At 64.7% G+C, this 22,418-nt stretch carries 23 protein-coding genes; 8 read left to right on the plus strand and 15 right to left on the minus strand.

Annotated features, from left to right (window positions below; all coding sequences use genetic code 11):
• Nucleotides 1-85 precede the first annotated feature (85 nt).
• The 3 genes from GGD66_RS24480 to GGD66_RS24490 all read right to left on the minus strand — a co-directional run bounded on the left by GGD66_RS24480 (nt 86) and on the right by GGD66_RS24490 (nt 2,291).
• Entirely contained in the window at nt 86-802 is a 717-nt protein-coding gene (locus GGD66_RS24480; protein ID WP_183259223.1) for a hypothetical protein, read from the minus strand.
• A 132-nt stretch (nt 803-934) separates the two neighbouring features.
• Nucleotides 935-1,183 carry a hypothetical protein gene (locus GGD66_RS24485; protein WP_028140683.1) on the minus strand — a complete coding sequence of 83 codons (249 nt, stop codon included), beginning with the start codon at nt 1,181-1,183 and terminating at the stop codon, nt 935-937.
• Between the two features lie 142 nt (nt 1,184-1,325).
• Complete coding sequence (locus GGD66_RS24490; RefSeq protein ID WP_183259224.1) at nt 1,326-2,291, minus strand: nitronate monooxygenase family protein; 966 nt, start codon at nt 2,289-2,291, stop codon at nt 1,326-1,328.
• A gap of 124 nt (nt 2,292-2,415) precedes the next feature.
• Here GGD66_RS24490 and GGD66_RS24495 point away from each other — a divergent pair, with 124 nt between their 5' ends.
• On the plus strand, nt 2,416-3,978 hold the full coding sequence (locus GGD66_RS24495; RefSeq protein WP_183259225.1) for an AMP-binding protein: 1,563 nt from the start codon (nt 2,416-2,418) through the stop codon (nt 3,976-3,978).
• Between the two features lie 331 nt (nt 3,979-4,309).
• Here GGD66_RS24495 and GGD66_RS24500 read toward each other — a convergent pair whose 3' ends face one another.
• From GGD66_RS24500 to GGD66_RS24530, 7 genes are all read right to left on the minus strand, one after another.
• Entirely contained in the window at nt 4,310-5,089 is a 780-nt protein-coding gene (locus GGD66_RS24500) for a thioesterase family protein (RefSeq protein WP_183259226.1), read from the minus strand.
• A gap of 211 nt (nt 5,090-5,300) precedes the next feature.
• Nucleotides 5,301-6,269, minus strand: a complete 969-nt coding sequence (locus GGD66_RS24505; protein WP_183259227.1) for a nitronate monooxygenase family protein — start codon at nt 6,267-6,269, stop codon at nt 5,301-5,303.
• Between the two features lie 261 nt (nt 6,270-6,530).
• Complete coding sequence (locus GGD66_RS24510) at nt 6,531-7,931, minus strand: aspartate ammonia-lyase (RefSeq protein WP_183231212.1); 1,401 nt, start codon at nt 7,929-7,931, stop codon at nt 6,531-6,533.
• Nucleotides 7,932-7,960: 29 nt separating this feature from the next.
• Entirely contained in the window at nt 7,961-8,500 is a 540-nt protein-coding gene (locus GGD66_RS24515) for a hypothetical protein (protein ID WP_183259228.1), read from the minus strand.
• A gap of 100 nt (nt 8,501-8,600) precedes the next feature.
• Nucleotides 8,601-9,203 carry a YqaA family protein gene (locus GGD66_RS24520; RefSeq protein WP_183259229.1) on the minus strand — a complete coding sequence of 201 codons (603 nt, stop codon included), beginning with the start codon at nt 9,201-9,203 and terminating at the stop codon, nt 8,601-8,603.
• Nucleotides 9,204-9,348: 145 nt separating this feature from the next.
• Nucleotides 9,349-9,753 carry a phosphoribosyl-ATP diphosphatase gene (gene hisE, locus GGD66_RS24525; RefSeq protein WP_018321321.1) on the minus strand — a complete coding sequence of 135 codons (405 nt, stop codon included), beginning with the start codon at nt 9,751-9,753 and terminating at the stop codon, nt 9,349-9,351.
• 117 nt (nt 9,754-9,870) lie between these two features.
• The gene (locus GGD66_RS24530; protein WP_018321320.1) at nt 9,871-10,239 is read right to left on the minus strand and encodes a hypothetical protein; all 369 of its coding nucleotides are present in this window, start codon (nt 10,237-10,239) and stop codon (nt 9,871-9,873) included.
• 229 nt (nt 10,240-10,468) lie between these two features.
• Between GGD66_RS24530 and GGD66_RS24535 the strand changes: the two genes are divergently transcribed.
• The 6 genes from GGD66_RS24535 to GGD66_RS24560 all read left to right on the plus strand — a co-directional run bounded on the left by GGD66_RS24535 (nt 10,469) and on the right by GGD66_RS24560 (nt 18,127).
• Complete coding sequence (locus tag GGD66_RS24535) at nt 10,469-11,518, plus strand: ABC transporter substrate-binding protein (protein WP_183259230.1); 1,050 nt, start codon at nt 10,469-10,471, stop codon at nt 11,516-11,518.
• A gap of 85 nt (nt 11,519-11,603) precedes the next feature.
• Complete coding sequence (locus GGD66_RS24540) at nt 11,604-13,400, plus strand: glucan ABC transporter ATP-binding protein/ permease (protein ID WP_018321318.1); 1,797 nt, start codon at nt 11,604-11,606, stop codon at nt 13,398-13,400.
• 189 nt (nt 13,401-13,589) lie between these two features.
• Entirely contained in the window at nt 13,590-15,089 is a 1,500-nt protein-coding gene (locus GGD66_RS24545) for a D-alanyl-D-alanine carboxypeptidase family protein (RefSeq protein ID WP_183259231.1), read from the plus strand.
• Between the two features lie 188 nt (nt 15,090-15,277).
• A complete protein-coding gene (locus tag GGD66_RS24550; protein WP_018321316.1) occupies nt 15,278-16,963 on the plus strand; it encodes a long-chain fatty acid--CoA ligase in 1,686 nt (561 codons plus the stop codon).
• A gap of 15 nt (nt 16,964-16,978) precedes the next feature.
• Nucleotides 16,979-17,533 carry a DUF924 family protein gene (locus tag GGD66_RS24555; protein WP_018321315.1) on the plus strand — a complete coding sequence of 185 codons (555 nt, stop codon included), beginning with the start codon at nt 16,979-16,981 and terminating at the stop codon, nt 17,531-17,533.
• Nucleotides 17,534-17,641: 108 nt separating this feature from the next.
• Nucleotides 17,642-18,127: a peroxiredoxin gene (locus tag GGD66_RS24560; RefSeq protein WP_018321314.1), complete on the plus strand. Its 486-nt coding sequence runs from the start codon at nt 17,642-17,644 to the stop codon at nt 18,125-18,127.
• Between the two features lie 146 nt (nt 18,128-18,273).
• Here the strand turns inward: GGD66_RS24560 and rnhA are convergent, their stop codons facing one another.
• The 3 genes from rnhA to ispH are packed head-to-tail and all read right to left on the minus strand — an operon-like array spanning nt 18,274 to nt 20,693.
• Nucleotides 18,274-18,738, minus strand: a complete 465-nt coding sequence (rnhA, locus tag GGD66_RS24565; protein WP_183259232.1) for a ribonuclease HI — start codon at nt 18,736-18,738, stop codon at nt 18,274-18,276.
• The gene (locus tag GGD66_RS24570) at nt 18,735-19,718 is read right to left on the minus strand and encodes a homoserine kinase (protein ID WP_183235529.1); all 984 of its coding nucleotides are present in this window, start codon (nt 19,716-19,718) and stop codon (nt 18,735-18,737) included. Before GGD66_RS24570 ends, rnhA begins: the two co-directional genes overlap by 4 nt.
• A 6-nt stretch (nt 19,719-19,724) precedes the next feature.
• Nucleotides 19,725-20,693 carry a 4-hydroxy-3-methylbut-2-enyl diphosphate reductase gene (gene ispH / locus GGD66_RS24575; protein WP_092254145.1) on the minus strand — a complete coding sequence of 323 codons (969 nt, stop codon included), beginning with the start codon at nt 20,691-20,693 and terminating at the stop codon, nt 19,725-19,727.
• Nucleotides 20,694-20,936: 243 nt separating this feature from the next.
• Here ispH and GGD66_RS24580 point away from each other — a divergent pair, with 243 nt between their 5' ends.
• Nucleotides 20,937-21,632 carry a DUF1013 domain-containing protein gene (locus GGD66_RS24580; protein WP_026202531.1) on the plus strand — a complete coding sequence of 232 codons (696 nt, stop codon included), beginning with the start codon at nt 20,937-20,939 and terminating at the stop codon, nt 21,630-21,632.
• A 151-nt stretch (nt 21,633-21,783) separates the two neighbouring features.
• Here the strand turns inward: GGD66_RS24580 and GGD66_RS24585 are convergent, their stop codons facing one another.
• Together GGD66_RS24585 and GGD66_RS24590 are read right to left on the minus strand one after the other, a co-directional pair.
• The gene (locus GGD66_RS24585; RefSeq protein ID WP_091955782.1) at nt 21,784-21,990 is read right to left on the minus strand and encodes a DUF6494 family protein; all 207 of its coding nucleotides are present in this window, start codon (nt 21,988-21,990) and stop codon (nt 21,784-21,786) included.
• Nucleotides 21,991-22,014: 24 nt separating this feature from the next.
• Nucleotides 22,015-22,284: a hypothetical protein gene (locus GGD66_RS24590; protein ID WP_092254141.1), complete on the minus strand. Its 270-nt coding sequence runs from the start codon at nt 22,282-22,284 to the stop codon at nt 22,015-22,017.
• Nucleotides 22,285-22,418 lie beyond the last annotated feature (134 nt).

Genomic DNA, 22,418 nt, shown 5'->3' on the forward strand with positions numbered 1-22,418 from the left:
AACCCACTCCCTGTTTGGAGCGAGCAACGCCGTGGGATTACCGGATGTTCCTGATGGCGAGCGGTTCCTGGGAAGGAACGCCGCGTCAGATCTGCTGCGCGACTTTTTCGAGCCCGATGAGGCGGGCGAGCTTGCGCACTTCTTCCTTCTGATCGTCACGCAGCTGGAACAGCAGCGGCATGGCGGCCGACTTCAATTGCTGGACCTCGTCGCAGTTCGGATCGATCTGCGCGCTGGGTGGCGCGTTCGGATTGGAGAGCTTGTTGGCCGAGATCTTGCGGACAACGTTGCGCAGCGCGGTCTCGACCGAAGGCCAGTAATATTCCTGCGATGAGGACAGCTTCAGGCGATCCCGGATGCCGGAGATCTGTGCGTCCGACAGCAGGGTATAGTGTTTCTGCGGCTGCGGCTTGGCCACGACCTTCGGCTTGGCCGGAACTTCGACGGCAGGAACTTCAGCCGCCGCGGGCGCTTCGGAGAGGCTCGACGCCTTGGGCATCGGGAAATCGGATGGCGTGGCGGCGGCAAAGGCCTGGCGCAGCGGCTCGGCCAGCACGGGCGCCCGCGAAAGCCTGTCGGCCGGCACCTGGACCGGCTCGAACGCGGCCGAAGCCAGGGCCAGGGTCGGAACCAGACGGTCGGCCTTGGCGGCGCGGTTGGTGGAGAGCGGCTTGGCCGGAGGCGTCTGCGCGATCATCTCTTCGCTGACGCTGGGCACGCTGTCCCGGCCAAGAATGGCGGTGGTGGCGGCGCCCAGGACGAGGAAACAGGTCAGCACAACGATGGTGATGGCTTTGGACAAACGTCTCTCCGCGCCCAACTTCAAGTCCACGTGATCACTGCCCGACAACTGGGCGATAATTAAGGCTTAACCGTGCCATCGCGGCGGCAATCGCGCGGACTGCGGCGACATCGCCCGGAAAGTTCAAGGAAATCAGGCAGCTGCCGAAAGGTCGTAGGCGTCCTGGATATCGGCGACGATCTCCGAGGCCTCCCATACCGCGCGCGGCTCGACCGATTGCAGCGTCACCGTCCAGTTGCCGCCCCGACGGGTGCGGGGGACGCTGACGATGTCGAAACGGACGTTGCGGCACAGCGGGTGTCGCGCCAGGGCATGAGCGACGCGGACGCGGATTTCGTCCAGCGAAGCCGCTGTCTTGCTGTTGAGAAAATCGAAGTCCATCGCCTGTCCCTCTCGGCCCTGATTGGCGGCCGTGAGGGGATTCTTGGCCGGCGATGGTTAATCTGCCGTTAAATAAGGGGGGCGGACGAGCCCGGGATTAACCGTGACCCACACCGTCGTGGCCGGGCTCGACGGGCTGCGCCTACGGCCCGCCCGCCGCACGATATTCGGCGAGCGTCCGCGCAACCAGCTCGTCAACCGCCGGCACGTCCGTCACCCCCGAGGTCGAGTGCCCGCCGCTCCAGATGTCGCGCCAGCGCTTTGGCCGGCTCTCGCGCGCGGCAACGTCGATATCCTCAGCGATGTCGATCGCCCCGCGTGCCGGGAGATCGTCGGGATCGAGGCCGGCGGCCACGATCGACGGCCTCAGCATGCTGGTCTGCAGACCCGTGAACGCAGTGGCGAGCAGAATGTCGTCGGCGCAGCTCTCGACCAGCATCCGCTTGTAGCGATCGTCCGCCATGCTCTCGCGCGTCGCGATGAATTTCGTGCCCATATAGGCGAGATCGCAGCCGAGCACTTCGGTCGCGTGCAGCGCACGGCCATCGCTGATGCCGCCGGCGAGCACGATGATGCCGTCGTAGAATGCACGCACCGCGCGAACGAAGGCAAACGGGTTGAGCCAGCCGGTCTGCCCGCCCGCCCCCGCCGTGAGCAGCACGAGCCCATCGGCACCTGCCTCCGCCGCCCGTTCGGCGTGGCGGATGGAGGCGACGTCCGCCAGCACCAGCGCACCGGCGTCATGCAGCGGCTTCAGCACGGGCGCTGGCGAGCCGACCGAGGTGATGACGATCTCCGGCCTGTGCCGCAGCAGCACGGCGAGATCCTGCGCCAGCCTTGCATTGGAGCGGTGCACGATCAGGTTCGGGCAGAGCGGCGCGACCTTGCGGCCGGTTTGGTCTTCGTGCTGCCGCAGCCGCATCGCGATCGCGGAGAGCCATTCATCGAGCTGCTCCGTGCTGCGGCAATTCGCGGTGGGGAAGCTGCCGATCACGCCGTTGCGGCAGGCCGCGACCATGAGCTCGACGCCCGATACCAGGAACATCGGCGCTGCGATCAGCGGCAGAGCGAGACGATCGCCGAAGCGTTGCAGTCGATCTGATGGCACGCAAATCTCCTCGTCACGCTTGCCTCCCGTGCGGGCTTTGTCGTTTCCTCCCGCAGTCTCTGTGCTAGCGTCATCGGCAAACATTGGCACGCCAGAAGCCGGTGACAAAGCAACGAGGAAACATATGTCCGATCCGCTCCACGCATCGTCCCCGACTTGTGCGCAGACGCTACGGGCGCTGTCGCGCTATCCCGGCCGCACTGCTTTCGCATGGCCCGAGGGATCGCTGAGCTATCAGGGCACTATCGACCTGATCGGACGCATCCAGGGCGTGTTCATGCGGCTTGGCCTGCAGCCCGGTGCGCGCGTCGCTTTCCTCACCGCGAACCGCGCCGACACCTGGTGCGCCGGCGTCGCCGCGCAATTGTCGCGGCTGTGCATCACCTGGCTTCATCCGCTGGGATCGCTGGAGGACCAGCTGTTCCAGCTCGAGGACTCCGAGGCCGAGATGCTGGTGGTCGATGCGGCCGCCTTCCGCGACCGCGGCGGCGAGCTTTCCGCAAGGGCGACCCGGCTGAAGGCGATCTTCACGACGGGACCAGCCGGCTACGGTGTCAATCTGCTGGCGGCCATCGAGAGCGCGGGACACGCCAGCGCGCAGTGCCTCGCCGGCCTCGATGATCTCTCCACGCTGAACTACACCGGCGGCACCACCGGCAAATCCAAGGGCGCGCTGCGCTATCACCGCGAGAATGCCGGAGCAGCCGCCGCGATCCTCGCCGATTTCGAGATCCCCGACGCCGCCCGCTACCTCACGGTCGCCCCGATCAGCCATGTCGCCGGCACGAAAGTGCTGCCGACCCTGATGCGCGGAGGCACCGTGCACATGCTGAAGGGATTCGATCCCGAGGCCGTTCTGACCACGATCGCGCGCGAGCGCATCAACTTCACGCTGTTCGTGCCGACCATGATTTACGTGCTGCTCGACCATCCTGCGCTTGATAAGACCGACCTGTCCTCGCTCGAGCTCGTGCTCTATGGGGCGTCGGCGATGTCGCCGAGCCGGCTGGTCGAGGGCATCGAGCGCATCGGACCGGTGTTCTCGCAGCTTTACGGGCAGACCGAATGCTATCCGGTCTCGGTGCTGCGCAAGGCCGATCACGATCCCAAGACGCCGGAGCTGTTTTTGTCCTGCGGCTTCCCGATCGCGGCCTGCGAGGTCAGGATCCTCGACGACGACGATCAGGAGGTGAAGACCGGCGAGGCCGGCGAGATCTGCGTGCGCGCCCCGCATGTGATGGCGGAATACTGGAAGCGGCCCGACATCACCGCCGAGACGCTGAAGAACGGCTGGGTCCACACCGGCGACATCGCGCGCAAGGACGAACGCGGCTACATGTTCATCCTCGACCGCAAGAAGGACATGATCGTGTCCGGCGGCTTCAACATCTTTCCGCGCGAGGTCGAGGACGTGCTGTCGCAGCACGCCGACGTCGCCATGGTCGCGGTCGTCGGCATCCCCGACGAGAAATGGGGCGAGGCCGTCACCGCCATCGTCGTGCCGCGCGAGGGCGCAAGGCCCGATCCGGACGAGCTGATCAACATGGTGAGAACGCGAAAGGGTTCTGCCCATGCCCCGAAGCAGATCCAGTTCGTCAAGCAATTGCCGATGACCGGCGTCGGCAAGGTCGACAAAAAGGTATTGCGTGCGGGGTTCTGGAGCGGGCGGGACCGGATGGTGGGGTAAAACCCCGGGATTTTACGGTGTGATTGTGGCCCCGGCACCACAACGAGCAACGGAGTATGCGCCGGCGATAGCCGCCCGATTGCCGGCGAATCAGGGAATCACCTAGACCGCTGATGGGGCTGGGAAGCGGAGTAAGACATGCGAGTCGCTTCCCTGGAAAGTGCAGTCGCCGCGGTCACGTTGATCACGGCTATCATCGTGGTGCTGTGGGAGATCAAGATCTTCTACGGAATGTGAACTGGCAGGATGCTCTGGTCGACACGACCAAACATCCCTTCCGCGGCGGCGGAAGCCTGCCGTTCATTCGGAAGGAGCCATCGCGGCCCCGCCGTCACGCTTGCCGCTTCTCGATCACCAGGCTCTGCACCGCGCGGCCGAAATAGCCTTGCCGGTCCGCCAGCCGCGACATCGCGAGCCCCGCGCCGTCGGGGCCGATCCAGGAATCGCCGTCGAGCAGAATCCAATCACCGATGGGCTGGCGCGAAAAGTTCACGGTGAGATCGGCGTTGATGTAGGTCCAGGCGCGGAAGTCGAGCGTCGAGGCGGTGCCGTTGGAGAAATCGGCGGCGACCACGGCACGCATGGCCTGTGAGATTGCTTCGCCGGCAATCAGCGGATGGTCGACGCGAAACCAGATCGCGCCGGCGCCGGCCTGGCCGAAGCGGCCGCGCGCGGCGCGCATCGAGACCGAACGCACGAACGGGCTGGTGGCGGCGTGGCCATCCTCGGCCAGCGAGTCCTCCGGCATGGGCAGCGTCACCGGCAGCGCCTTGACGTCGTCGGGCAACGACAGCGCCTGGCGCCTGATCTTGAGCACGGTGGCGCCGACGACCTGCACACCGTCGGCGAGCAGCTTGATTTCGCAGAGCTGAATCTTGCGGCCCTCACGCAAGACCGCAGTCTCAATCGTCAGCGGCGCCACCGGCACCGGGCGCATGAGATCGATGGTGACGCGCGCGATATCCATCGGAGCAGGCGTCGGAATGCGCTCGGCCGCCCATGTCACCAGCGACGCCGGCGCCGAGCCGTGCTGCATGCGCCGGTCCCAGGGACCGGCGGCATCCGGGCTGGTGACGACGCTGTTGCCGTCGACGCGGTAGATGGGGGGCATCGCTCAAATCTCTGTTGGCTTGGACAATCGGAATTCAGCAAAAAGTGTCGTCCCTGCGAAAGCAGGGACCCATAACCCCAGGAAGAAGTTTTGACGCGAGACTTACTACGAGTTCTTCGCCAAACTGCTCCCTGTGGTTATGGGTCCCAGATCTGCGCTTCGCTTGTCCGGGACGACGGATGAGGGATTCGCGCGCTACGATAACCGCCGCTTACAACGGCGGATCGATCGCCTCGTCGTATTCCTTCTTGAAGCGCGCGATCAATTCGGCGGCGGGCAGGATGGCCTCGACGCTGCCGATGCCCTGGCCCGAGCCCCAGATTTCCTTCCAGGCCTTCGGCTTGGCGCGCTCGCCGGAAGCGTCGGTCCCGAAATTCATCTTGGAGGGATCGGAGGTCGGCAGGTTTTCCGGATCCATGCCGGCGGCGAGGATCGAGGGTTTCAGATAATTGCCGTGCACTCCGGTGAAGAGGTTGGAATAGACGATGTCGTCGGCGGTCGATCCCGCGATCATCTCCTTGTACTTCTCCACCGCGTTGGCTTCCTTGGTCGCGATGAAGGCCGAGCCGATATAGGCGAAGTCGGCCCCGAGGATGCGCGCGGCGCGGATCGCCTTGCCGTTGCCGATCGCCCCCGACAGCGCGATCGGGCCATCGAACCATTTTCGTGTCTCGGCGACGAAAGCCAGCGGCGAAATGGTACCGGCATGGCCGCCGGCGCCGGCCGCGACCAGGATCAGGCCATCGGCGCCCTTCTCGATCGCCTTGTGGGCGAATTTCTGGTTGATCACGTCGTGGAAGACGATGCCGCCCCAGCCGTGCACGGCCTGGTTCAGCTCCTCGCGCGCGCCGAGCGAGGAGATGATCATCGGCACCTTGTACTTGGCGCAGAGCTGCATGTCGTGATCGAGCCGGTTGTTCGACTTGTGCACGATCTGGTTGACCGCAAACGGCGCCGACGGCTTGTCGGGATGGGCGCAGTCGTAGGCCGCGAGCTCCTCGGTGATCCGCGCCAGCCATTCGTCGAGCAGCTCCGGCGGCCGCGCGTTCAATGACGGAAACGAGCCGACCACCCCCGCCTTGCACTGCGCGATCACGAGATCGGGCACCGAGATGATGAAGAGCGGCGAGCCGATCACGGGGATCGACAGGCGTCCTTTGAACAAGGCAGGCATGGACATTGCGGGACGATCCTCTGTTGGCAAGTCAATGGAAGGTTGACCGCCATACCAACAAGGCAATCTTTCCACTGTCAAGTATTGCGTTTTGTCGCCGTGGCGGATGCCTGGGCAGCAATTTCCAAGCAGCGGAATTCCTTCCCATCTTCTCCGTCATTGCGAGCGCAGCGAAGCAATGCAGGCTGTCTCCGCGAAGGTCCTCTGGATTGCTTCGACGCAAGAGCTCCTCGCAATGACGAGGCGAGAGTTGCGGATGACGGCCGCCTACCCGATCAGATCCGGATTGATCAGCCGCTCGAACGAGAACATCTCGTCCCACTTCTCCTGCATCAGCAGCTTGCGCTCGACCACCACGATCTGATGCAGCGACTTGCCGCTCTTGTAGCCCTCGCGCGCGATCTCGGCGCATTGCTTGTAGCCGAGCAGCGGCTTCAGCACCGTGACGATGCCGAGCGAGTTGAGCACCATGTTGCGGGTGTGCTCCTCGTTGGCGGTGATGCCGACCACGCAATTCTCGCGCAGGCTGTTGACCGCGCGCTCCATGGTGCGGATCGAGAAGAACAGCGCGAACGAGATCACCGGCTCCATCACGTTGAGCTGGAGCTGGCCGGCGGATGCCGCGAGCGTCACCGTGGTGTCGAGCCCGATGACGAGGAAGCTGGTCTGGTTGACGACCTCGGGGATCACGGGATTGACCTTGCCCGGCATGATCGAGGAGCCCGGCTGCAGCTGCGGCAGGTTGATCTCGTTGAAGCCGGCACGCGGCCCGGAGGCGAGCAGGCGGATGTCGTTGCAGATCTTGGTCAGCTTGCTCGCGGTGCGCTTCAGCACGCCCGAGAGCTGCACATAGGCGCCGGTGTCCGAGGTCGCCTCGACGAGATCGCCGGCGAGGATGAAGTCGACGCCGGTCAGCGCGCTGAGGTGCCGGACCGCGAGCTTGGGATAGCCGATCGCAGCAGTGACGGAGGTGCCGATCGCGGTGGCGCCGAGATTGATCTCGCGCAGCAGCGCACGCGCTTCCGAGATGCGATCGACCTCCTCGCCGATCGTGGTGCCCCAGCCCCGGAATTCGGCCCCGAGCGACATCGGCACGGCATCTTGCAGATGCGTGCGGCCCATCTTCAGCACACGGTCGAACTCGCGACCCTTGGCGAAGAAAGCTTCCTGGAGCTGACGCAGCGCGGTCATGTAGCTCTCGAGCCGCAGGATCAGCGCGAGACGAAAGGCGGTCGGATAGGTGTCGTTGGTCGACTGACCGTAATTGACGTGATCGTTCGGGCTGACGTGCTGATAGTCGCCCTTGCCGAAGCCGAGCGATTCCAGCGCGAGGTTCGCGATCACCTCGTTGGCGTTCATGTTGGTGGAGGTGCCGGCGCCGCCCTGGATGAAGTCGGTGACGAACTGGTCCATCATGTCGCCGGCGATGACGCGATCGCAGCCGAGGATGATCGCGTCCGCGACCTTGGCATCGATCGCGCCGAGATCGCGATTGGCCATGGCGGCTGCCTTCTTGACGTAACCGAGCGCCTTCACGAAGTAAGGCTCCTGGTTCATCGGAATGCCGGTGATGTGGAAGTTTTCCTTACCCCGGATGGTCTGGACGCCGTAATAGATGTCGTCGGCGATCTCACGCTGTCCGAGGAAGTCCTGCTCCGTACGGCTCATGGGCGCTCCTTGTTGCTGCGCGACGTCCTTTAGTTCTGGCACAGCGCGCTGGTCACGAAAGTATCGGTGCGGCAGTCGTCCGGCTTGCGAGCCCTGCCGGGAATCAGGACCTTGGCCGAGCATTTTTCCGCGGAGTCGGCATTCAGGCTCTTGCCGTCCTTGTAACCCTTGCTCTGGCAGAGCTGGTCGGCGGCCTGCTTGCAATCGGGCGCACCGTTGGACGAGGCCGGACAGGCCACCCGGCCCGACACCATGGTCGAGGGCTTCGCCAGCCGCGACAGATCGTTCATGGTCTCGTTCGGGCTTTTGATCGGCGGCAGGATCGAGGGCAGCTTGTCGAACAGCTTGCCCATTTCATTGATCAGCCCGGGATTTTCCGCTGCCGCCGGCGGCGCCGATGGAGCGGGTGTCGACGGCTGAGGCGCAGCCTGCGGCCCCTGCTCCTGCAAGCCAAGCGCCGGCGGAGCGGATTTCGGCCATCCGGTCCCGGCGGCACCGAGCAGGACCAGCAGCACTGCTGATATCAGCGTCCCGAGCCGCAAGGCCGGATTGCCGGATCGAACCATCATGGCGGCAACCGTAGCCGAACCCGGCCCGGCGGCAAAGCGCGGGTTACCAAGTGAGCATGATCTTCTCGGAAAACCGCATCACACTTTTCCGGATCATGCTCTAGATCAGCTTGATCGCCACCACGAAGCCGAGCACCAGCAGCGCAGCACCGATCGCCACCCACAATCCAAGACGCTCTTCGAGCTTGTGCCGGATCCAGTCGCCATAACGGTTGAGCAGGATCGCAACGACGAAGAATCGTCCGCCGCGCGCGACGATCGAGCAGATCGTGAACAACAGAATGTTGTAGCCGGCAAAGCCCGAGGTGATCGTGACGAGCTTGTAGGGGATCGGCGTCAAACCCTTGAGCAGGATGATCAACGCGCCCCACTCCGCATAGGAGGCACGGAAGGCGTCGACCTTGTCGCCGAGGCCGTAGACCTGGATCAGCCAATGACCGACCGAGTCGAACAGCAGCGCGCCGATGGCGTAGCCCAGAATGCCGCCGAGCACCGAGGTGATGGTGCAGACGGCCGCGTAGAGCCAGGCGCGCTGCGGGCGCGCCAGCGACATCGGGATCAGCATCACATCCGGCGGCACCGGAAAGAAGGAGCTTTCGGCGAAAGACACCGCTCCCATGATCCAGAGCGCGTAGGGCTTGTGAGCGGCGTCGATGCACCAGTCGTAGATACGTTTCAGCATGGCGCCGCGATGAAGCACCATGGGACGGATTTGTCCATGCCGAGATTGAGGCGAATTATGACGTTTCGAGCATGATCCGGAAAAGTGTGCGGCGGTTTTCCGGAAAGATCATGCTCAAACAAGAGGCTAAAGCGCGATGAACCATTCACCGCGATCCCATCGCGCTTTAGTGGCGCTTGCGCGCGGCACGCCCCTCGAGCGCGACAATTGGCCGCCTGGCGGCCACGCGCGGTGACGCGACTTTGGGCAGCTTCATCGACGATTTCGGCAGCTTCTCGGCGATGCCGAGCATGTCTTCCCGCCGCGCCATCTCGCGCCAGACGTCCTCGGGACGCACGCCCGCAGAGGCCCAGAGCACGGTGAGATTGTACAGGAGATCCGCGCTTTCCCGGATCACGGCGTCGGCGTCGCCATTGACGGCGTCGATCACGACCTCGATGGCCTCTTCGGCGAGCTTCTTTGCCATTTTCGAGGGCCCGCGCTGAAACAGCCGGGCCGTACGCGATGTTGCCGGATCAAGATCCCTGGCCGCGAGCACAGCCAGATATAGCCGCTCAAGCGAATCACTCATGGTACTCAAAACTACTCTAAACAAATGGCGGGCGTGTTAACGCGCGGCAATAAAAGCAAAAAACAGGCCGGCGCAGCAAGCGCGACGGCCTGTCATGGTGAACTCCAGCTGCCAGAGCTAGTAGCAGTTCTGGTAGTAACCCTGGCCGCAGAACTCGGACGGAGCGGTGCCGCCATAGCGCTGATATTGGAAGTTCGGGCCTGGACCATAATAGGGCCCGTAGGCTGGGCCGCTGTAATAGGCGGGACCGCCGTAATAGCCATAGCCCGGACCGTAGTCATAGGCATAGGAGTCACGGGTCGCGGCGATGGCAAGACCGGTGCCGATGGCCGCGAAAGCCGCAGCTGCGGCCGCGCCGCCTCCACCACCATGCCAGTGACGGCCGCCTGCATAGGACGCGGTCGGGGCAAGCGCGGTCAGCGCCAGCACCGCGGCGGTGGCCAGAACGGCCTTTCGGCCCGCAAACTTGGAGAATCGCTCGAACATGTCTTGGGCCCTCCTTGGGACCTGGAATGGACGCCTGCGGACAGGCTCATGCCTTTAAAACCCGCACAGCCTAAGTTGGGTTCCCCAACCCCAACACAAGCTGAACGGGGTTGCGTAATCGTGCCGCAACCGCCGCTCATCTGCCGTTCATGTTGGCGCGGAGAGACTGGCCGCAGCCGGGCGCCGCGAAGCGTCACGAAACCATAACAATGCGGAACCGGCGCGATCGATGTCAGGATTTAAGACGACCGCCCTCCGTTGCCTGCTGGCTCTCTCGATCTCGCTTGCAACGCTCGTTGCAGGCGATGTCAGTGCGGCCGAGACCGCTGCGCCGTCCGTTGCGATTCACTTCACCTTCGACCGCCCGTTGGACGCGAGCATGGCGCCGTTCTTCCTTGCGGCGAAGGACGGCAGGTTCAGCGCCGAACGTCTCAACGTGTCCTTCAACAGTGCAGCCGGATCGCCGGAGGCGCTCGCACGCGTCGCCAAGGGCGACAGCGAGCTTGCGCTGGTCGACATCAACGAGCTGATCCGCCTTCGCGACAAGGAGGACTCGGCGCCGGTCAAGGCGGCGTTCGTGCTGTTCAACCGCGCGCCCTACGCGATCGTCGCGCGCAGGAGCCGCGGCATCCATGTCTTGCCCGATCTCGACGGCAAGACCGTCGGCGTTGCCGACGGCGATCTGTCGATGCGACTGTGGCCGGCGCTGGCGCAGCAGAACGGTATCAAGGCATCGCGCGTCAAATTCCACAAGATTGGCGCTGCGGTCCGCGAGCCGATCCTGTCCGCGGGACAGGTCGATGCGGTCGCAGGCTTCAACTATCTCTCCGCGGTGAACCTGCGCGACCGCGGCGTGCCCGGCGCCGATCTCGTCGTGCTGCGTTATGCCGACTATGGCTGCGAGGCCTATGGCTTCGCCGTGGTGGTCAATCCCGCCTTCGCCGCGGCGAAGCCGGACGCCGTGAAGGGCTTCATCCGCGCCTTGATCGCCGGCATCAATGCGACCATCAAGGAGCCGGCACGCGCGGCGGACGAGGCCGCGGGCCGCATCGACGACGGCGACCGCGACCTGGAGCTGGAGCGCCTGCGCACCGTCCTCGTCGACAACATCCTGACCGATGAGGTCAAGCGCAACGGCCTCGGCGGCGTCGAGCCCGCGCGCCTGGAGCGCTCGATCGACCAGATCGCGCAGGACTTCAAATTCCGCAAACGGCCCACGGCTGGCGACATCTTCGACGACCGGTTCCTGCCGCCGGTGGCGGGGCGGCTGATCAACTGAGAAAAACTGACAGCTTCCGCTATATCTCCCGCGCGATCCCTGCTTAAAATACGGGCTCCGTTATCCGCTCGAGTTCGTCGCCCGCATGCCCATCCTCCGTCTCTATACCCGCGTTCTCGAGCTGCTCGGCAAGGAGGCGCGGCTGGGCTGGCTGCTTGCGGTCGCCAACCTCCTGCTGGCGGGCTCGCAGTTCGCCGAGCCCGTGCTGTTCGGGCGGATCGTCGACGTGCTGTCGGGCAAGACCGTGGCCGGGTCGAGCTCGGCCTGGCCGTTCCTGGTAGCCTGGGTCGCGTTCGGGCTGTTCACCATTCTCTGCAGCGCGCTCGTGGCCTTGCAGGCCGACCGGCTCTCGCACCGCCAGCGCCAGGCGGTGCTGACCGACTATTTCGAGCACATCCTGCAATTGCCGCTGACCTTCCACTCCGGAACCCATTCGGGCCGGCTGATGAAGGTGATGCTCAACGGCACCGACGCCTTGTGGCGACTGTGGCTCGGCTTCTTCCGCGAGCACTTTGCCGCGATCCTCTCGGTCGTGGTGCTGCTGCCGCTGTCGCTCTACTTGAACTGGCGATTGGCGATCCTGCTGTTCGTGCTCTGCATCGTCTTCACGGCATTGACGACCTTCGTGGTGCGCAAGACCTTCGGCATGCAGATGGCGGTCGAGGAGCAATATAGCGAGCTGTCCGCGCGCGCCTCCGATGCGCTCGGCAATGTCGCGCTGGTGCAGAGCTTCGTCCGCGTCGAATCCGAGGTGAAGGGACTGCGCTCCGTCGCCGACGAGCTGCTCGCCGCGCAAATGCCGGTGCTGTCGTGGTGGGCGCTCGTCACCGTCATCACGCGCGCCTCCACCACCATCACCGTGCTCGCAATCTTCACGCTCGGCATCGCGCTGCACGACCAGGGGCTGACCTCGGTCGGCGAGATCGTGATGTTCGTGAGCTTTGCGACGCTGCTGATCCAGAAGCTCGAGCAGGTGGTGAGCTTCATCAACAACGTGTTCATGGAAGCGCCCCGCCTGCGCGAGTTCTTCAATGTGCTCGACGCCGTGCCCGCGGTGCATGACCGGCCCGACGCGATCGACGCCGGCAGGCTGTCCGGTCTCGTCGAGTTCAACGACGTCACCTTTTCCTATGACGGCAAGCGGCCGGCGATCGAGGACCTCACCTTCACCGCACTGCCCGGCCAGACCATCGCGCTGGTCGGCCCCACCGGCGCCGGCAAATCCACCGCGATCGCGCTGTTGCATCGCGCCTTCGACCCGCAGTCGGGTTTCATCAAGATCGACGGCATGGACGTGCGCGGCGTCACGCTGACCTCGCTGCGCCGGAATATCGGCGTCGTGTTCCAGGAGGCGCTGCTGTTCAACCGCTCGATCGAGGAGAATCTGCGCGTCGGCAAGCCGGACGCGACCGAGGCCGAGATGCGCAAGGCGGCCGAGCGGGCGCAGGCGCTCGATTTCATCGAGCGCAGCGGCGGCTTCGAGACCAATGCCGGCGAGCGCGGCCGCATGCTGTCCGGCGGCGAGCGGCAGCGGCTGTCGATCGCCCGCGCGCTGTTGAAGGACCCGCCGATCCTGATCCTGGACGAGGCGACCAGCGCGCTCGACGCCGTCACCGAGGCCAAGGTGAATGCCGCTCTCGACGAAGTGATGAAGGGCCGCACCACCTTCGTGATCGCCCACCGGCTCTCCACCATCCGCAACGCCACGCGGATCCTGGTGTTCGAGAACGGACGGGTGATCGAAAGTGGAACTTTCGATGAACTGGTGGCCAAGAGCGGCCATTTCGCCGAGCTCGCCAGGGCCCAGTTCATGGTCCACGAGACCACACGGGCCAGTGTGACAGCCGCTGAGGCTGCTGCGACTGCTGCCAAATCCCCCTAGCAAGTCCCCACAGGATCGTCGAAATTCGGCCTATTTCATTGCGGAATACCCCGTTCATGCCCCTGTTCTCGACGCACCAGCCGGTATAGGTTTGCGGCGCCGCAAGCGGCGGCGCTGGATTTCAGAACCGACACTCAGATCACGAGCACCGCCCGGAACTGGCGGGTCTCCAAGGACCGGAATCGGATAGTGCACGCCCTACGCCCGCTGCTTCGCAAATCCCTGTTCAACCTGTTCGCTGCAAGCCTCGCATGTGCCGCGCTGCTGGCGCCGCGCGCGGTGAGCGCCGAAGCGCTGCTGCTGATCGAGGCCGACACTGGCAAGGTGTTGCAGGCCGAGAACGCGACCATTCCCTGGTATCCGGCCTCCGTCACCAAGATCATGACAGCGTATGTGACGTTGAGGGCGGTCAAGGACGGCAGGCTGACGCTCGACACGCTGCTCACGGTTTCGCCGACGGCGGCCTCGCAGTCGCCCTCGAAGATGGGGTTCCGTCCGGGAACGCAGCTCACCGTCGACAACGCTCTGAAGATGATGATGGTCAAGTCGGCGAACGACATGGCCGTGGTGCTCGCCGAAGGCGTCGGCGGTTCGATCGACGGCTTCTCCGCGATGATGAACGACACCGCGAAGAAGCTCGGCATGACGCAGACCAGCTACGTCAATCCGAACGGCCTGCCTGCCGACGGCCAGATCACGTCGGCGCGCGACCTCGGCATCCTCGCCCGCTCGTTCCTGCGCGACCTGCCGGAATACGAATACTTCGTGCACATCCCGGCGATCCGCTTCGGCAAGCGTACCACCGGCAATTTCAACAAGCTGATCGGCCGCTATCCCGGCGCCGACGGTTTCAAGACCGGCTTCATCTGTGCCTCCGGCTACAACCTCGTCGCCTCGGCCACGCGCAACGGCCGCCGGCTGATCGCGGTGGTGCTCGGCGCCAATTCCGGCACTGCGCGCGCGGTGAAGGCGGCGCAGTTGCTGGAGCGCGGCTTCGGCCAGGACAATCTGACGTGGCTGCGCCCCTCGCTCGGCACGGTCGATAACCTCGTGCCGGTCGACGCCTCGCCGCCGAACCTGCGCGACGAGATGTGCGGCGGCCATCGCAAGCGGCCGGCCAGCGACGACGACGATGCGCTGATTGCGGCCAATGGCGGCACCAGCGGATCGGCCTCGGCCACCGGCGGCGAAGCCCAGGTGACCTTCTTCACCGCCGGCCTCCAGCCGCCCCTGATGAAGGCCTCCGAGCTGATGGCCTCGGCTCCGGCGGCGACCGAGCCCGTGCTGGTCTATACCGGCCCGACCCGCACCGGCACCGCCCTGATCGCGGCGGTCGCGGCCGATGCCGACCAGCAGACGGCGTCTAAGCCGCGTGGCAAGAAGTCGCGCGTGGCCAAGAAGCCTGACGCGGCCGACAAGCCGAAAGACGTGGGCAAGGACGCCGCGAAGGACACCAAGACGGCGGCCGTGAAGCCTGTTGCCAAGCCGGCTGAGGCCAAGAAAAACGATAAGAGCAACGATAAGAGCGACACGAAGACTGCGGCTAAGCCGGCGGCGCCCAAGCATGCCGCCGCCAAGCACGATGCGGCAGCAAAACCCGCCGAGAAGCCTGCGGCAAGCAGCGAACCGAAGCCCGCCAAGCCCAAGGCCGCAACCAAGCCCGCGGCCAAGCCGGCCAACAACAGTTAACGGCGCGCCGAACCGGGCCCCCCCGCGCTTCGCACCTGCGGCAGCGCGGTATCGACGATTCCAGTAGCCACTTCCTGACCTATGTCTTAAGCCTCGACGACTTGCCACCCGTTCCGGCAGGCTCGATACTGGCGGCAATGAGGCAAGCCCGAGACACAACGGGCTCTGGTAGATGAGGGGAGTTTTCCATGGAGCGCATCTGGCTCAAGCAATATCCGCCCGGCGTGCCCGCCGATATCGAGCCGACCCAATACGCATCGCTGGTCGATCTGCTGGAGGAGAGCTTCACCAAGTTCGCCGACCGCAAGGCGTTCATCTGCATGGACAAGTCCATCAGCTACCGCGACCTCGACCAGATGTCGGTCGCGCTCGGCGCCTATTTGCAGGGCCGCGGACTGCAGCGCGGCGCCCGCGTCGCCATCATGATGCCGAACGTGCTGCAATATCCGATCGCGACCGCCGCGGTGCTGCGCGCCGGCTTCGCGGTGGTCAACGTCAATCCGCTCTACACGCCGCGTGAGCTCGAGCACCAGCTCAAGGATTCCGGCGCCGAAGCCATCATCGTGCTGGAGAATTTCGCCCACACCGTCGAGCAGGTGATCGCCAAGACGCAGGTCAAGCACGTCATCGTCGGCAGCATGGGCGATCTGCTCGGCTTCAAGGGCGTGATCGTCAATCTCGTCGTCCGCCGCGTCAAGAAGATGGTACCGGCATGGTCGCTGCCGGGCTCGGTCTCTTTCAACGATGCGGTGTCGGCCGGCCGCGGCATGACCTTCAACAAGCCAAAACTCTCGCCGGGCGACGTCGCCTTCCTGCAATATACCGGCGGCACCACCGGCGTCTCCAAGGGCGCCACCCTGCTCCACCGCAACATCGTCGCCAACGTCCTGCAGAACGACGCCTGGCTCCAGCCGGCGCTCGCCGCGCCGCCGCATGTCGACCAGCTCATGATCGTCTGCGCGCTGCCGCTCTATCACATCTTCGCGCTGACGGCCTGCTACCTGCTCGCGGTGCGCGCCGGCGGCTGCAATCTCCTGATCCCCAACCCGCGCGACATCGCCGGCTTCGTCAAGGAGCTGGCGAAATACCAGGTCAACAGCTTCCCGGCCGTGAACACGCTCTACAACGGCCTGATGCACCACCCTGATTTCAAGAAGCTCGACTTCTCCAAGCTGAAGATCTCCAACGGCGGCGGCATGGCGGTGCAGCGCCCCGTGGCCGACCAATGGAAGGCGATCACCGGCTGCTTCATCGCCGAGGGTTACGGCCTGTCGGAGACTTCGCCGACGCTGACCTGCAATCCGGCAACGGCAACCGAGTTCACGGGGACGATCGGCATTCCCGTGCCGTCGACCTACATCTCGATCCGCGACGACGACGGCAACGAAGTGCCGCTCGGCCAGGCCGGCGAGATCTGTGCCAAGGGTCCGCAGGTGATGTCGGGCTACTGGAACAGGCCCGAGGAGACCGCGAAGGTGATGACCGCGGACGGCTATTTCCGTACCGGCGACATCGGCATCATGGACGAGAAGGGCTACACCAAGATCGTCGACCGCAAGAAGGACATGATCCTGGTCTCAGGCTTCAACGTCTATCCCAACGAGATCGAGGAAGTGATCGCGAGCCATCCGGGCGTGCTCGAATGCGCCGTGATCGGCATCCCCGATTCCAAGTCGGGCGAAGCGGTGAAGGCTTTCGTTGTGAAGAAGGATCAAAATCTCACTGCCGAGGCCGTGATCAAATTCTGTCACGAACAGCTCACCGGCTACAAGGTGCCCAAGCACATCGAATTCCGCAGCGACCTGCCCAAGACCAATGTCGGCAAGATCCTGCGACGCGAACTGCGCGACGAGAAGAAAGCTCAGGCGGCGTAAGCGCGTCTGCGGTTCATGACTGTCGTCGACGATATCGCGCCATCAGGCATTCTCGCCTTCTGGCGCGAGGCCGGCCGCGAGCGCTGGTACAAGCGCAACGACGCCTTCGATGCCGAGGTCAGGCGCCGCTTCCTTGCTTTGTGGCAGAAGGCGGTCGCCGGCGAGCTCGCGTCATGGGAGGCAAGCGATGACGGCGCACTCGCGCTGGTCATCGTGCTCGACCAATTCCCCCGCAACATGTTCCGCGGCACGCCCCAGGCCTTTGCCAGCGATGCCCAGGCCCGCGATGTCGCCCGCCGGGCGATCGATCGCGGGGTCGATGGCAGGATCGATCCGGTCCTGCTCGAATTCCTTTATTTGCCCTTCATGCATTCCGAGCACCTGCCCGACCAGCTGCGTTGCGTCGCGCTGTTTCAGAACACCGAGAATGCCGAAAACCTGAAATACGCCCGGGAGCACGCCGACATCATCCAGCGGTTCGGCCGGTTTCCCCACCGCAACCGCCTGCTCGGCCGCGACAGCACCGAGGAAGAGCAGGCCTTTCTCGACAAGGGCGGCTTCGCCGGCTGATGACATCACGGTGAAAGGGGCCCACCCTCACCGCTTCGCCCGCCGGCAATATTGTGCAGGCCCTCCGCACGGTCTAATAAGCGGGATCGATATTCAGGGAGACCGACAATGGCGATCCAGACTGGCGACAAGCTGCCCGAGGCGAAATTCCGCGTGATGACGGCGGAAGGCCCGCAAGTGAAGACCACCGACGATATCTTCAAGGGCAAGAAGGTGGCGCTGTTCGCGGTGCCCGGCGCTTATACCGGCACCTGCCACAAGATGCATCTGCCGAGCATCTTCCTCAACGCCTATGCCCTGAAGGACAAGGGCGTCGACAGCATCGCAATCGTCTCCGTCAACGACGCCTTCGTCATGAACGCCTGGAAGCGCGACACCGACCAGCGCGACGAGGCCATCTTCCTCGCTGATGGCAACGCCGATTTCACCAAGGCGATCGGCATGGAGCTGGACGCCTCCGCCAACGGCCTCGGCATCCGCTCCAAGCGCTATTCGATGCTGGTCGAGGACGGCGTGGTCAAGAAGCTGAACCTCGAGGCAATGCCCGGCAAGGTCGAGGTCTCCGGCGGCGATACGCTGCTCGGGCAGCTCTGAGCCGCGGCGAAAGTGCCGTAGTGCCGTAGGGTGGGCAAAGCGAAGCGTGCCCACCGACTTCCCATGAGAGAAAGGTGGTGGGCACGGCGCTGACGCGCCTTAGCCCACCCTACGAAACCTGAGAATGGAGCGCCGACAACGCGTCGCTACTCCGCCAGCCGCTGCTGCAACCGCGCCTTCACGATCCCGTCGCGCGCCAGCTGGTCCGCGCGCTCGTTCTCGGGATGGCCGGCATGGCCCTTGACCCAGTGCCAGCGGACCTCGTGCTGCTTCAGCGCAGCATCCAGGCGCTGCCATAGCTCGACATTCTTCACGGGCTTCTTGTCGGCGGTGCGCCAGCCGTTGCGCTTCCAGCCGAAGATCCAGCCGGTGATGCCCTGCCGGACATACTGGCTGTCGGTGTAGAGATCGACCGTGCACGGCTTCTTCAGCGCCTCGAGCGCGGAGATCGCCGCCATCAGCTCCATCTGGTTGTTGGTGGTGTGGCGCTCGCCGCCGTTCAGCTCTTTTTCCTTGTCGCCGAACTTCAGGATCGCGCCCCAGCCGCCCGGCCCGGGGTTTCCCGAGCAGGCGCCATCGGTATAGATCGTGACGATGGGCTTTTCGCTCACGCGACCAATCCTGACGGCATCAGCCCGTAATCGCGTACGCTCGTCACGCTCTGGTGGAAGCGCAGCTTGCGAAAATATTCCAGCGGGTCCTTCGGCTTGACCAGCGCGCCGGGCGGCACGTTGAGCCAGTCCACCAGCCGCGTCAGCAGGAAGCGGATCGCAGCGCCGCGCGCCAAGAGCGGCAGCGCGGCCTCTTCCCCCTCCGAGAGCTTTCGCACGCGGCCATAGGCGTTGAGGAAGGCACGCGCCTTGGTGACGTTGAAGGAATGATCCGGCTCGAAGCACCAGGCGTTGAGGCAGATCGCGACGTCATAGGCCAGCATGTCGTTGCAGGCGAAGGTGAAGTCGATGATCCCCGAGAGCTGGTCGCCAAGGAAGAAGACGTTGTCGTTGAAGAGGTCGGCGTGGATCACGCCCTCAGGCAGATTATCCGGCCAGATCCCGCTCGAGAGATGGTCGAGTTCGGTCGCGAGAAAGGCGCGCAGGCCCGGCTGCACCTCATCGGCACGGTTCGAGGCCGCATCGAACAGCGGCCGCCAGCCCGCGACCGACAGCGCGTTGGCGCGCCGAACCGCAAAGTTCGCGCCGGCCAGATGCATCTTCGCCAGCGCCGCACCGACGCCGGCGCAATGGGCGACGTTCGGCTTGCGCGGCCACATGCCTTCGAGAAAGGTGATGATCGCCGCGGGACGCCCCGACAGCTCGCGCAGCGCCTCGCCGTCTCTTCCCTTCACCGGCAGTGGGCAGTTGATGCCGTGCTCGGCCAGATGCGTCATCAGCGCGAGGAAGAACGGCAAATCGTTCTTCGCCACGCGCTTCTCGTAGAGCGTGAGGATGAACGACCCCTGGCTGGTATGCAGCAGGAAGTTGGTGTTCTCGACGCCCTCGGCGATGCCCTTGTAGGAGAGCAATTCGCCGAGCTCGTATTGCTTCAGGAAATCCGCAAGCTCGTCGGCGGCAACGTCGGTGTAGACCGCCATAAAAGTCTACTCGGCGGCGGCTTCGGGGCGCACCTGACGCGGCAGCGGGAAGAACTCGTTCTCCTCAGCGGCCGAGACCGTCTCCACATGCAGCGTGTAGCGCTCGGCGAAGGCGTCCATGATCTCTTCGACGATCACTTCCGGCGCGGAGGCGCCCGCAGTGATGCCAAGGCTCGAAATGTTGCCGAACTTGTCCCAGTCGATGTCGGTGGCGCGTTGCGCCAGCACCGCGATCCGGCAGCCCTCGCGCTCGGCGACCTCGCGCAGGCGCTGCGAGTTCGACGAATTGGGAGCACCGACGACGATGAGCGCGTCGACCACCGGCGCCACCTTCTTCACCGCGAGCTGGCGGTTGGTGGTGGCGTAGCAGATGTCTTCCTTGTGCGGCCCGTTGATGTTCGGGAAGCGCTCCTTCAGCAGCGCCACGATCTCCGCGGTGTCGTCGATCGACAGCGTGGTCTGGGTCACGAAGGCGAGGTTGTTGGGGTCCTTCGGGGAGATCGTCTTGGCATCCTCGGCGGTTTCGATCAGGGTCACGGCGCCGGTCGGAAGCTGGCCGAGCGTGCCGACCACCTCGGGATGATGGGAGTGGCCGATCAGGAAGATCTCGCGGCCACGCTTGAAGTGGATCGCGGCCTCGCGGTGCACCTTGGTGACCAGCGGGCAGGTCGCATCCAGCGAGAACAAATTGCGGGACTGGGCGTCGGCCGGAACCGATTTCGGCACGCCGTGGGCCGAGAATACCACCGGCGCGGTGGTGTTTTCCGGGATTTCGGCGAGCTCCTCAACGAAGATGGCGCCCTTTTTCTTCAACCCGTCGACGACATATTTGTTGTGCACAATCTCATGGCGAACATAGACGGGGGCGCCGTACTTATCGAGCGCCCGTTCCACGGTGTCGATCGCCCGGACCACCCCGGCGCAGAAGCCACGGGGAGAACAAAGCACGATCTTGAGGTCTGGTTTGGCTGACATTGAGCGATCTCGGGACCGAATCACCTCGCCAAATGGGCGGGAAGCGGTCGATGAATGGAATAGGGCTTGGGTACGGGCTTACAGGGAATTGGGCCCCCTTTCGGGCGCTGTCAAGGCACTATCTATAGCAGAACCATTGCGTGGCTACCCCCTCCGGGCTTATATAGCGCGAATTCCCAGTCATCGCTGATGACCACCGGTTTCGCCTCCAGAGGGGTGGGCGAAGCACAAAGGAGATTTGCCATGAGCAACGCACCTCTGATGCCCAAGGCGACCGCCGTCTGGCTGCTCGACAACACCGCGCTGACCTTCGATCAGGTCGCCGATTTCACCAAGATGCATCCCCTCGAGGTGCGCGCGATCGCCGACGGCGATGCTGCCCAGGGCATCAAGGGCATGGATCCCCTCTCCAACGGCCAGCTGACCCGCGAGGAGATCGAGAAGGGCGAGCGGAATCCGGATTATCGGCTCCGCCTCCAGGAGAGCAAGGTGGTGCTGCCGCCCCAGCCCAAGCGCAAGGGCCCGCGCTACACCCCGGTCTCGCGCCGCCATGAGCGTCCGAGCGCTATCCTCTGGCTGCTGCGCAACCATGCCGAGCTCAAGGACGCCCAGATCATGCGCCTGGTCGGCACCACCAAGAGCACCATCGCGAGCGTACGGGACCGCACCCACTGGAACACCTCCCAGCTGACCCCGATCGACCCCGTCACCCTCGGCCTCTGCTCGCAGATCGAGCTCGATTTCGAGGTGGCGCGCGCCGCCAAGGAGAAGCCGATCGACGCAGCCTATGGCGGCGCCACGCTGCTGCCGGCTTCCGAGACCACCAAGAAGGACGAGTTCGAGCCGGCCGAGCGATCGAGCGACGACCTCAACCTCGACGCCGTGTTCGCCAAGCTGAAGACGCTCGGCGGCAAGAAGCAGGAAGACGAGGAGGAGTAAGGCTCCGCGCCTCGCGCCGAACGTCCAAATCGATTCGAACGCGGCGGAGCCATCCGCCGCGTTTTTGCTTGATGGCGGGACGACCCGGCCCGGACAGTCGAGCCCCAGGACGAAAATCAGAAGGGACGTGGAGCGGATGGCACGCAGGAGCTCAGCCGAGCTCGATCACGTCGTCGACTTCGTGGACGAGTCCGACGCCATCGATGGTCAGCACCATCTTCGTCTTGAGCTTCTCGTGTCCCTTGATCCGGCCGGCGGCGATCGCATCGCGCACGGCCTTCTCGATCTCGCGCTGAGAGGTGACCCCGACCTGCTTGAGGAATTTGCGCAAAGACGTGTTGAACTGGTCCTCGTTCATGAATCCCTCCGTTAACCGGGCGACCTACGGCCGCTCGGGATGGTTCAACATGTATTCGCCGAGGTCGCGCTGGCGGCGATCGGCACGGGCGGTGGCGGCGTTGCGCTGCACGTCGCGATCCTTGCGGCAGGCCACGTATTCCGGCGAGCCCTGCGCATTGCCCCGGCTCAGGCAGACCGCATCGTCATCGTCGCCGCCCACCGCCACCGGCGTCTGGTAGCGCGCGGAGCAGGCGGAGAGAGCGATGGCGAGAGCTAAGGCTGCAAGCAGGCGCGGCGCGGCGGCGAGTGGCATACGAGGTCCCCTGTTGGCCGGCCCTGTTTAGCGCGGAATGAGGAGATTGTAAGTCGGCAACACCGTCATTCCGGGGCGGTCCGCAGGACCGGAATCTCGAGATCCCGGGTTCGGTCCTGCGGACCGCCCCGGGA

The sequence above is a fragment of the Bradyrhizobium sp. CIR48 genome (assembly GCF_014198315.1).
Classification (GTDB): domain Bacteria; phylum Pseudomonadota; class Alphaproteobacteria; order Rhizobiales; family Xanthobacteraceae; genus Bradyrhizobium.

Bases quoted from the DNA above. Each gene is read 5' to 3' on its own strand.
- GGD66_RS24485 (WP_028140683.1), bottom strand. From the start codon at position 1,183: ATGGACTTCGATTTTCTCAACAGCAAGACAGCGGCTTCGCTGGACGAA.
- GGD66_RS24495 (WP_183259225.1), top strand. From the start codon at position 2,416: ATGTCCGATCCGCTCCACGCATCGTCCCCGACTTGTGCGCAGACGCTA.
- GGD66_RS24500 (WP_183259226.1), bottom strand. From the start codon at position 5,089: ATGCCCCCCATCTACCGCGTCGACGGCAACAGCGTCGTCACCAGCCCG.
- GGD66_RS24505 (WP_183259227.1), bottom strand. From the start codon at position 6,269: ATGTCCATGCCTGCCTTGTTCAAAGGACGCCTGTCGATCCCCGTGATC.
- GGD66_RS24510 (WP_183231212.1), bottom strand. From the start codon at position 7,931: ATGAGCCGTACGGAGCAGGACTTCCTCGGACAGCGTGAGATCGCCGAC.
- GGD66_RS24515 (WP_183259228.1), bottom strand. From the start codon at position 8,500: ATGATGGTTCGATCCGGCAATCCGGCCTTGCGGCTCGGGACGCTGATA.
- GGD66_RS24520 (WP_183259229.1), bottom strand. From the start codon at position 9,203: ATGGTGCTTCATCGCGGCGCCATGCTGAAACGTATCTACGACTGGTGC.
- hisE (WP_018321321.1), bottom strand. From the start codon at position 9,753: ATGAGTGATTCGCTTGAGCGGCTATATCTGGCTGTGCTCGCGGCCAGG.
- GGD66_RS24530 (WP_018321320.1), bottom strand. From the start codon at position 10,239: ATGTTCGAGCGATTCTCCAAGTTTGCGGGCCGAAAGGCCGTTCTGGCC.
- GGD66_RS24535 (WP_183259230.1), top strand. From the start codon at position 10,469: ATGTCAGGATTTAAGACGACCGCCCTCCGTTGCCTGCTGGCTCTCTCG.
- GGD66_RS24540 (WP_018321318.1), top strand. From the start codon at position 11,604: ATGCCCATCCTCCGTCTCTATACCCGCGTTCTCGAGCTGCTCGGCAAG.
- GGD66_RS24550 (WP_018321316.1), top strand. From the start codon at position 15,278: ATGGAGCGCATCTGGCTCAAGCAATATCCGCCCGGCGTGCCCGCCGAT.
- GGD66_RS24555 (WP_018321315.1), top strand. From the start codon at position 16,979: ATGACTGTCGTCGACGATATCGCGCCATCAGGCATTCTCGCCTTCTGG.
- GGD66_RS24560 (WP_018321314.1), top strand. From the start codon at position 17,642: ATGGCGATCCAGACTGGCGACAAGCTGCCCGAGGCGAAATTCCGCGTG.
- GGD66_RS24570 (WP_183235529.1), bottom strand. From the start codon at position 19,718: ATGGCGGTCTACACCGACGTTGCCGCCGACGAGCTTGCGGATTTCCTG.
- ispH (WP_092254145.1), bottom strand. From the start codon at position 20,693: ATGTCAGCCAAACCAGACCTCAAGATCGTGCTTTGTTCTCCCCGTGGC.
- GGD66_RS24580 (WP_026202531.1), top strand. From the start codon at position 20,937: ATGAGCAACGCACCTCTGATGCCCAAGGCGACCGCCGTCTGGCTGCTC.
- GGD66_RS24585 (WP_091955782.1), bottom strand. From the start codon at position 21,990: ATGAACGAGGACCAGTTCAACACGTCTTTGCGCAAATTCCTCAAGCAG.
- GGD66_RS24590 (WP_092254141.1), bottom strand. From the start codon at position 22,284: ATGCCACTCGCCGCCGCGCCGCGCCTGCTTGCAGCCTTAGCTCTCGCC.